This window comes from Bacillus sp. 3255, from assembly GCF_031456485.1.
In the GTDB taxonomy this organism is placed as follows: domain Bacteria; phylum Bacillota; class Bacilli; order Paenibacillales; family NBRC-103111; genus Paenibacillus_E.
The window spans coordinates 163,275-172,435 of the sequence record NZ_JAVDUS010000022.1; the positions used below are offsets into that span (position 1 = coordinate 163,275).

Here is a 9,161-nt window from a genome sequence, read left to right on the forward strand (position 1 = left end):
CTAGCACACATCACCACTTTAAGATGTCTGCGCCTCGGCAGTCGTCTTGAGGTCGGCGAGCCAGGTATTGAGCGAGGTCGTGAGAGCCGCACGCATGCCTTCGGGATCAGCCGCTACTGGCGGACCGTCCCAAGATTCCGTCGTATGCACGATGACTCCTTTGGCGGTGGGAGTGATGGTCCATACATGAACACCCTCGATGCCTTGTGCCGGTCCTCCCCACACAATCCGTCTCATGGGATCAACCTCGCGGATGGTAGAATGGATAGGCAGCCCATGGGTCTCCCACTGGAAGGTGCTTCCTACCGCGATTGGGCCGGATAACCGGGCTTGGGTGACGTTTTTCTGCCATGCTGGCCACTGGTCGATACCAGTTTGTATCCGCCATACGGTTTCCTCTGAAGCGTTGATTTCGACAGACAGGTCGACGATGACCTGGGCGTTTCGATCGACATCGATGGTAGACTGCTTTGAATCATCAAAGCGACTCGCAAAAATGACCCCACCAATTAAAACTATGAATAAAAGAAAGCTAATCTTGAATATTTTTGACTTGAACGATATATTCATTTTATTTCATCTCCTTATTATTGATTGACCAATTACTATTAAACAAAAGAAGCCTTACTCTTCTTCAATGCCAGTACAGTTGCGGCAATACCCTCTTGGAAAGGCGTCGCGGTGATCGGTCCGATTAACCGTTTGTATTTTTCACCACTTAGCGTCAGCGGCTCTTCCGTTAAATAAAGCATCTCGACAACTTCTTTCATCACGGGCACACCCATACCTATTAACGATAAACCTAATTTTTTTAAAGGAATGACCGGTTTAACATGGCCGCTTGCTTTTTGTGCAATCTGTACAATCTCTCGCCCCGAAATAAGCCCGGCACCCGGTATATGCCAGTTTTGTCCATAGGCGAAGTCTTTGCCTGCCAGCTCGGCAACCATCGAAGCCGCATCCGGTAAATAGATGAATTCGCGGGGAACATGCATGTTGCCGACGAAAAAGGCCATTTTGCCGGCAGCTATCGCTTCCAGAGTCGAGCCTAAATACGAGGCTTCATTGGCCGTAGGCCCATAATAATCAGGCAAGCGAGCAATCATAACCTTGGCCTTCGTCCACCGCTTGCTGAACAACATCCGTTCATAGTCCAGCCGTACTTTTCCTTTTATCGTATGAGGCTGTTTGGGATGCTCTTCCGTGACAAGCTCCATCTTCCTTCTTCCATAAGGATAAATTCCGTCGATTGCTACCACTTTAATCGCAAGCCGTTCTGCCGCCTCCATCACCGATTCGCCTAGCGGAATTAGCTTGTTCACCATCTCGTGATAAGGTACATTCGCGCAATGGAACAATACGTCGGCCCCGCCTGCCTGGGCTACAATATCGTCAGGGCGCATTGCATCTCCTATGGCAAGCGTCAAATGGTTAGGGTTACCCAGCCTTCTAGCAAACTGCTCTAATTTCTGACGCGAACGTCCAAAAGCAATGGTACGAATCCCCCGTTTGATCAATTCTTCCGTGATCGCTGCTCCCGTCCCGCCCGTTGCTCCAATAACAATTGCATTTTTCATTCTCTTCAGCCTCATTTCGATTTGTAATTGATCAATCACTAACTTGAACTCATCTTATCATCTTGTTATTGATTAGTCAATCACTAATTTGGAGTTTTGATGTAAAACCTAGACTCAGTTCTAATACACGAAATCAGGGAGCAGCTCCCATGGCGAGTCACTCCCTAGTTATCCCGGACCCACAAACGGCAAGATCCAAATAAGACCACAACCAAAAGCAATATGAGACCGGTAATCCATATACTGAATCGGTGGGATCTGTAGGATATCACAAATTAATCGCTTGGGCTTTCTATTTCGTCATATGCTTCCCGCGCTTTCTCAACTTCAGAGTAATAGGCGGAGGTCCACTGCTTCAAATGTTTCAACGGTACCGTTAAGGTTTCACCCAGCGCAGTTAGCGAGTAATCGACGATCGGAGGGACAGATGCCGTGATATCGCGTTTGACTAGTCCATCCCGTTCCAGTTGCCGCAGCGTCTGGGTGAGCATCTTTTTAGATATGCCGTCTATACGCCTCCCAATCTCCCCGTAACGCATGCTTCCATCTTCTAATGCATAGATGACAAGTGCCGTCCATTTGTTAGAAATGATCTCGAGCACCTTACTGTATCCGCAAACGGAAAGCGAGATGTCCGCGTGTATAACTTTCGTTGGAATTTTCACTAGGACGTCCTCCTTTATGCACCTAAAGGTTCCCAATGAACCACAAAGTGCCTACTTACATTATTTTAGTTAATGAAATATTGTATATACATCCCCATCGAAAAGGAGACGTATTCTTATGAAAGTATATCAAATTCAAGGCGGTTTTGGACTCGATCATTTGGTAGCTGCTGAACGGCCCGTACCGGTTCCCGGTCCAGGCGAAGTGCTTGTCAAACTGCGAGCAGTGTCGCTGAATTCGAGGGACCTTGGCGTGATTGGAGGTTTCTATAACCCGCATCTGCAGGAGCCACTGATTCCGGTATCCGACGGAGTAGGCGAGGTTGTTGCATTGGGAGAGCAGGTCTCCCGCTTGAAGCTGGGGGATCGGGTCAGCGGAATCTTTACCCAGAGTTGGATCAGCGGTGAACCTACGAAAGCAAACTGGATGAGCACACTCGGGAGTCCATTAGACGGACTACTGGCGGAATACGCGGTCCTTCCCGAAGATGGCTTAGTTCATGTACCTGCGTATCTATCGGATGAAGAGGCCGCTGCACTGCCCTGCGCAGCTGTGACCGCTTGGCACGCTATTGTGGAGGAAGGAAAGGTCAAGGCTGGGGATACAGTCGTCGTCCAAGGTACAGGTGGCGTATCGCTGTTCGCCCTTCAATTCGCCAAGCTTCATGGAGCAACCGTCATCGTGACTTCGAGCAGCGACGAGAAGCTCGAGCGGGTGAAAATGTTGGGCGCCGATGCTGGGATTAACTATAGACAAAGCCCTGATTGGGACAAAGCTGTGATAAATCTGACAAATGGGCTGGGAGCAGATCATATTATCGATTTGGGCGGTGCCGTTACCTTAAACCGCTCGATATCGGCATTGCGGGTAGGCGGACAGATCAGCATTGTCGGTGTGCTGTCCGGAGCTCGTGTGGAGGGGCTGGATCTGGTTCCTGCTATACTGAGAAAAGCGCGGTTCCAAGCGATCAATGTTGGCAGTCGCGCTATGTTCGAGGCGATGAACCGGGCGATAGAGCATCACGTTCTCCGGCCGGTCGTGGACCGCATATTCCCATTCGAACAAGCAGTAGAAGCGCTTCAATACTTAGAGAGTGGTGAACATTTCGGGAAAATATGCATCAAATTCTGACCGGTCAATCCTTTAAGATAAGGTCCGTTACTTCAAGGAAACAAGGGGCAGATGGCTACGGCAGGCAGCTGTCCTTTGTATGCGCTATCGTTCTCCGCTTAGCTCAACAGACTACTTCTCGTAAAATTCTTTCTTTTTTGCAAGGGGCGGATAAAATTAAACCCAGACTTTATTAGTCCATCGATCTGTTTTGTATCTCATATCACCTTCAAAGTTGTTATAATTCCATCGGAAGTTTGCCACTACATTTAGCGTAATAATAAAAATAATAAGGGCAACTAACATTCGTTTTCTTCTATCCAAAACATCCTCCTTTTCCACCATGACAGACTTTCTGAAGCTTAGCCATCGTCTCCTCGTTAGTTGAAAGGTCCATCTGAATGTTTTAACTTGTAGGCATCTGACACTTCATTCCCACCTACAAAACTTGGAGTGCCAAATTGCCTAACCCCGTTTTTGTCACTCTTATAATAATAAATTATGTTATCTTCATCAGAAAAAACTACTCTTGCACTATATCGTGGCGCTTTGGAAGAGTAAGTTCTTATACTTTTAATATGATCCTTTGAGTAACCCTGTTGTAATAAATAATTTGTTACATCATGCTTTAGAGAAATCTTTTGAAGCTCGTCAAAACAAAATACCATTAATAAGAAAACGGAAAGGCCAATAATAATGAATCTTAGAGGGCGATTTTTCATTGAGCTTCCACCTCCTGAAATCGTTTAACCAGAAGGATTCCCCCGGTAGTCATGATCACCCCATCTATCGTTCCTCATTATTCCTTTGTACATATTATCTTCTACAACAGGGGAATTTCACCTGCTCATATGGGTCAGCAATCCGTTAAGGAAACTCAAAAAAGCACAAAACGAGTTCCTATCGGATAACGTTCTGTGCTTTTATTTTAAATTATAGTAAGCTGCCGTTCGTTTTACAGTACTCTGTCTGCATTGTACTTCGCTCTGTACTTATTTGCAATATAGATTTCATAGATAGCTCGATCCAGAAGTCCTTCAACGATACAAACCTCGATTTTCGTAATTTCATCTCTGTGGTTTTTGACTGGCGATACCGTATCTTCAAAGTGTTTTTTAATTCTTGGGCGCAGCTTTCTCGCTTTCCCCACAAACAGCAGCTCATCTTTATCATTGTAAAACATAAATATTCCGCCTGTTTCTCTAGAAATTAAATGAAAATCGGTAAACCCATAAATATTGCTTTGCTGGGGATTACTCTGTTTGGTTAGGGTCACGTCTGGCTTCGGTATGGTTATATTGATCACGATTGATTCACATCCTCTTTAATGTAGCTCTATACTACCATGAATTTAAGTGTAAACCTAATCTACCATCACTTGTGATGCGGCTCACCGTAATTTATCCAAACACAAAGCACAACTTGACCACAAAGTATACATGAATATATAAAGATAGAGCCACTCCTGTCACACCCTTAATTTAACCTGCCCGTTACTTCAATCAGCGACAGCAACCACCGTTTCGATCTGCTCCCTGATCATTTCACATTCACCACCGTTAACGTGATCCTTCATTGACCGGCTTTTTTCCAATTTACTCATGCGTATTTTCAGTTGAAAGGAACTTCTGGAAGAATGTCATTATTCGAAAATTAAACAGCATTTTGATGCTCCACATTCACATTTGGTTAAGCGATTACGCTAAAATCAACGAAACCATTAAATAACTCCGTCAAAAGTTGGCATTCATCGCAAAAAAGGTGTAACATCAGTCTAATCAATGAAACTTATTATAGTTTCAGCAGCAAGAAGGAGCCTAAATCCGTTGAACATTGAACGTACCAATGAAATCCCCGCGAAATTCGAAGAATTAAAGAAATCAGCCAATCGAACATCCAACTGGAGAGAACGGTTAGCAGCAGTTGAAGAGTTAGGTCAGTATAATGACCAACAAGCCATTAACATACTAACGCGTTTGATGACTAGTGATGCTGTTTACCCTATCCAAGAGGCCGCCTATCGTAAACTCAAAGCATTTGGTGAGGATGTCAAGCTACCGTCAAGGAAAAAAGGCGACTTGATAAAAGGTGCAGGTAAAATTTTGCTAAGAATTAAGAAAAGCTTACCAGATGGCCACACATTCGAAGAATTTAAGGAGAAGTTACAAAAAACGAGAAGCGATGTATATGATACTTACGAAGGCGACAAGGGACCAGAGTTTGACCAATGGCTTGAATCGACGTGGGCCTCGTTACTGAAGAAGTAGAAACACAACGTAATGGAGTGAACACATGAGTAAAGCAAAAGGTAAAGGCGGTACAGGTAGAGGGACGGATAAAAAGGGGTGGAATCGTTGGCAAGTAAGTGCCAATCGAGCAAAGAGCGCCCCAAAGCCTTATAAAAGCAAGGGACTTAAAGCCGCCGCGGAAGCCGCCGCAAAATCAGCAATCAGCAGCAAAAGTGAGAAGACAACCGAGTAGCATTGTGCAATTTAAAAAAACAAGGGACAGTATGCCGCGGCAGCTGGTCCTTGTTTTTTTGTTTTAAAAGCCTGAAAGACGCCCCCTTTCCTAGCTCCTGCGATCTCGTTATTGCGGTCACGACAACCGAGGCTGGAATTTCCCCTGAACCAGATCGATACTGAAATTGCAATTCCATATAGTTAGTATCCAAGGGAAATATTCTCAAAAATTATGAATTCTTGAAACTTCTACCCCAAAAGGTCTGGAAAGATTTTTTAAATTGGATGGTATTGAAGACGCTGCTTCAGTTAATATCACCAGTTACGCTGTGACAACAGAGTCCATTATCAAAAAAGATGGAACGGTTTGGATCTGGGGACTTGACCAATTCAACAAATTAAACAAAAAACCGCAGCAAGTAGAATTCAGGAATTAGTTTAGCAACTTCACTGACAGTAACTGTCAGTGAAGTTGCTTATAATAAAAGTAGAACACGATTCTTAAGGAGGAAAACCAAATGTCTACTTTCAAAATGGAGCATAAAAACCCGGAGGGTTTATTTGTATCAAAAGCATTTAGTCAAGCGATCACAGTAAGTGGAAAGGCAAAAACAATTTACATAGGCGGACAAAACGCTACTAATTCATCAGGTGAACTAATCGGGGCTGGCGATTTGGAATTGCAGACAAGGCAGGCGCTTAATAATATCGCAACTATACTAGCTTCTGAAAATGCAAGTTTCGCCAACCTGGTTAAACTCAATATATATTTAGTCAGTGGGAGCGACCCGCGAATTGGTTACAAAGCGTTCCAAGAGGTAGCTGGTATTTTAGAAAATCCACCTTTGGTCACCGTTTTATTTGTTTCGGAATTTGCCCGTCCTTCTTGCCTTCTTGAAATAGATGGAATTGCTGTTATTGAGGATATAGACTAAGCTATTTCGTCCCTAGTGTTAATGAAAGGTAGCCGGAGGACTTCTTAGAAACCTTTTAACCATTCCATGATTCCATCCACCGGCTCCCTGTATCTCTGTCCTACAAGCAAGCCCGTGTGAGTTGTATGACTAATGCCCATATATTGGGCATGGAGGTGTTCAGCTGTCAGTCTCCCTCGACGATCGTCATCTTCACAATTTACTGCTTTGATAACCAAGCATGGGCAAGAAATCGAGTTACTTTCTATAGAGATGCCCTTCGATCCATATAAATAAGAAAAAGCACTAAACGCCTTTGATGATTCCATCGCCAAATATTTTCTTTGGAATGCAATGTCATCCGCCGACTCGTCTATCGTTGAATGCTCATCGCGTACCGGCGGCGGCACAATCATGCCTAGAGACATCTGTGCTAATTCCTTGTAAGGAACTAGATCATGAACTTCCCTGCTTATGCTTGAATCGATCAACACCAAACCGGCAAGATCAACAGTTTCAGCCAGTTTCTGGCCCAAAATTCCGCCCATGCTGAATCCGATTAGAATCGGCGGGACTCCGCACATCGCGATAACCTCTTTAATATCCTCCAAATAATCTTCGAAAGTGATCTTTGTGATATCCAGCACCCTGCTTTTGTAGTGACATCTCAAGTTCATGACAAAGCATTTCCACCCATCACTTATAAAGTGAGGAATGTATTTGCTCCACATCCAACTGCCTGTATAAGCACCGTGGACAAAAAGTAACGGCGGCCTGTTTTCTGAGACGGTCTCCCCTTCGAAAATCTCTAAGAATAAATCGTTCTCCCCAATATAAGTTTCCGTATGGTCAGGCAATGCTTTCGTATAATCTCGCACGATGTTTTCCCCTCTCTTCACGTTGGTTTGATATCAAACTATTTGTTCAAAAAAAATCAAAAGTTGTTATAAATCTTTGTTAACACGCTAAGAACATCCTTTTTTTCTTTATCTGAAATGTTAGAGTAAAACACGGTTAGCAATTTTTCGGATATTGCATCGAAGGCAGGTTCCAGTTCTCTCCCCTTATTGGTTAAAGCAACATAAACAACCCTTGTGTCCTCTTTGCTCCTTTCTTTAGTTACGTATCCAAGCCGGACCAACTTTTCAACAAGTGCAGTGACGGTAGACTTATCCTTATTAATTCCCTTGGATATCTCAGCCATCGTGAGTCTGGGATTCTTAAATAGGGAATAGATTATATCCCCATGTGACGTGGCAATACCGTCCAGCCCATATCTCTCCATTTCCGATACAATAAACCGATTGACCTCTTCCCTAATTTTGGAGATCAATGAAATCACATCTCTTGTTTCCATATTCGCATTATAGTTTGACATCAAACCAATGTCAAGCAGAATCCATATCGTTTGGATGGGAGACAAATTACACAAGGCCAGTAAACTCAAAGGTTTGCCGGCCTTGTGGTGAAAATCAAAAATGGATTTTAAGCCATATTGTCTCATTGACACATTATTAGGCCCTGTTAGAGCCTCGCGAACGTAATGTAATCGACTTGAGCAGGCTCTGCCGATTCGATCCGAAGTGCCCGGTTGATCTGCCCCCGGTGGTATTGCCCATGTAAGAGGACTTGCAATAGGATGTCCCGGACGGACGTTCGGAACAGAACCCCGCTCAGGTTCGCATAGTCGATCATCTCGTCCAACTCGGATTCCTCAAGCCCTTCAATATAGATACGATAATGCTCGGCGTTTTCTTCGAACATCGTCCGGATCACCGTCAGGTCTTCCGCTTCCTCCCACAACGAATATTGCGCGCTGCCCTTGCCCTGCAACCGGGACAGCCAGACTCGTTCCGCGACCGCGACGTGCCGTACCAGCTTCAGCAGGTCCTTGTTCTTGGTCTCACTCTCGTCGAGCGCGTCCAAGATGCGTCCGTCCGCCCAGTACAGGTGATCCATCATGCGCTTGATCGTCTTCATTTCGGTTCCCCCTTCTCGTCTCATCGATTACTTGAACCTACTGGTCCCGTAAGCGTAATGCTTCCAGCCTTTTTGCTCGTTCATACGCTTAATGTAGAAACTCTTTAGCCGATATATTCTCGTAATCCCAGTTCAATAAATTGGTTCCGTGAAGCTATGTTATTACACTATTAAATAATTGGCAAACCTTAAAAACACACGATAGAGTTCTGGATTGAAACATACATTAGCCGAGTGAGTTTCTATCAATAGATACGCATTTGAAGAATTGATCTTATAGCTCTGCTAAGTTTAATAAGTAAATAATTAATATGCTAAAATAAAAGAAAAAGACCTCACTATTAAAAGTGAGGTCTATCTGCTTGGCAACGTTCTACTCTCCCAGAACCCTGCGGTTCAAGTACCATCGACGCTGGAGGGCTTAACGGTCGTGTTCGAGATGGGAACGCGTG

General features: G+C 44.4%; 12 protein-coding genes and 1 rRNA gene. 4 read left to right on the plus strand and 9 right to left on the minus strand.

The annotated features are described in order from the left end of the window. Positions 1–18: 18 nt before the first annotated feature. The 3 genes from J2X61_RS28930 to J2X61_RS28940 form a co-directional block, all read right to left on the minus strand. On the minus strand, positions 19–570 hold the full coding sequence (locus tag J2X61_RS28930; RefSeq protein WP_274472702.1) for an SRPBCC family protein: 552 nt from the start codon (positions 568–570) through the stop codon (positions 19–21). 38 nt (positions 571–608) lie between these two features. After that, positions 609–1,577 (minus strand): SDR family NAD(P)-dependent oxidoreductase, encoded by a 969-nt coding sequence (locus J2X61_RS28935; protein ID WP_310192975.1) that lies wholly within the window; start codon positions 1,575–1,577, stop codon positions 609–611. Positions 1,578–1,852: 275 nt separating this feature from the next. Then, on the minus strand, positions 1,853–2,242 hold the full coding sequence (locus J2X61_RS28940) for a winged helix-turn-helix transcriptional regulator (protein WP_379241067.1): 390 nt from the start codon (positions 2,240–2,242) through the stop codon (positions 1,853–1,855). Between the two features lie 118 nt (positions 2,243–2,360). Here J2X61_RS28940 and J2X61_RS28945 point away from each other — a divergent pair, with 118 nt between their 5' ends. Further along, a complete protein-coding gene (locus J2X61_RS28945) occupies positions 2,361–3,374 on the plus strand; it encodes a zinc-dependent alcohol dehydrogenase family protein (protein WP_310192977.1) in 1,014 nt (337 codons plus the stop codon). A gap of 359 nt (positions 3,375–3,733) precedes the next feature. Here J2X61_RS28945 and J2X61_RS28950 read toward each other — a convergent pair whose 3' ends face one another. Next, on the minus strand, positions 3,734–4,075 hold the full coding sequence (locus J2X61_RS28950) for a DUF3139 domain-containing protein (RefSeq protein WP_274472699.1): 342 nt from the start codon (positions 4,073–4,075) through the stop codon (positions 3,734–3,736). Between the two features lie 233 nt (positions 4,076–4,308). Further along, positions 4,309–4,659 (minus strand): nucleotide excision repair endonuclease, encoded by a 351-nt coding sequence (locus J2X61_RS28955; protein WP_274472698.1) that lies wholly within the window; start codon positions 4,657–4,659, stop codon positions 4,309–4,311. A 520-nt stretch (positions 4,660–5,179) separates the two neighbouring features. Between J2X61_RS28955 and J2X61_RS28960 the strand changes: the two genes are divergently transcribed. From J2X61_RS28960 to J2X61_RS28970, 3 genes are all read left to right on the plus strand, one after another. After that, complete coding sequence (locus tag J2X61_RS28960; RefSeq protein ID WP_274472697.1) at positions 5,180–5,620, plus strand: HEAT repeat domain-containing protein; 441 nt, start codon at positions 5,180–5,182, stop codon at positions 5,618–5,620. Between the two features lie 25 nt (positions 5,621–5,645). Continuing rightward, complete coding sequence (locus J2X61_RS28965; RefSeq protein ID WP_274472696.1) at positions 5,646–5,834, plus strand: DUF3934 family protein; 189 nt, start codon at positions 5,646–5,648, stop codon at positions 5,832–5,834. Positions 5,835–6,333: 499 nt separating this feature from the next. Next, the gene (locus J2X61_RS28970; RefSeq protein ID WP_274472695.1) at positions 6,334–6,750 is read left to right on the plus strand and encodes a RidA family protein; all 417 of its coding nucleotides are present in this window, start codon (positions 6,334–6,336) and stop codon (positions 6,748–6,750) included. Positions 6,751–6,794: 44 nt separating this feature from the next. Here the strand turns inward: J2X61_RS28970 and J2X61_RS28975 are convergent, their stop codons facing one another. From J2X61_RS28975 to rrf, 4 genes are all read right to left on the minus strand, one after another. Continuing rightward, positions 6,795–7,607 carry an alpha/beta hydrolase gene (locus J2X61_RS28975; protein WP_310192984.1) on the minus strand — a complete coding sequence of 271 codons (813 nt, stop codon included), beginning with the start codon at positions 7,605–7,607 and terminating at the stop codon, positions 6,795–6,797. 56 nt (positions 7,608–7,663) lie between these two features. Next, positions 7,664–8,107 (minus strand): MarR family winged helix-turn-helix transcriptional regulator, encoded by a 444-nt coding sequence (locus J2X61_RS28980; protein WP_310192986.1) that lies wholly within the window; start codon positions 8,105–8,107, stop codon positions 7,664–7,666. Between the two features lie 146 nt (positions 8,108–8,253). Next, on the minus strand, positions 8,254–8,709 hold the full coding sequence (locus tag J2X61_RS28985) for a DinB family protein (protein ID WP_274472692.1): 456 nt from the start codon (positions 8,707–8,709) through the stop codon (positions 8,254–8,256). A 360-nt stretch (positions 8,710–9,069) separates the two neighbouring features. Beyond that, positions 9,070–9,161, minus strand: a 5S ribosomal RNA gene (gene rrf, locus J2X61_RS28990); the annotation flags it as partial.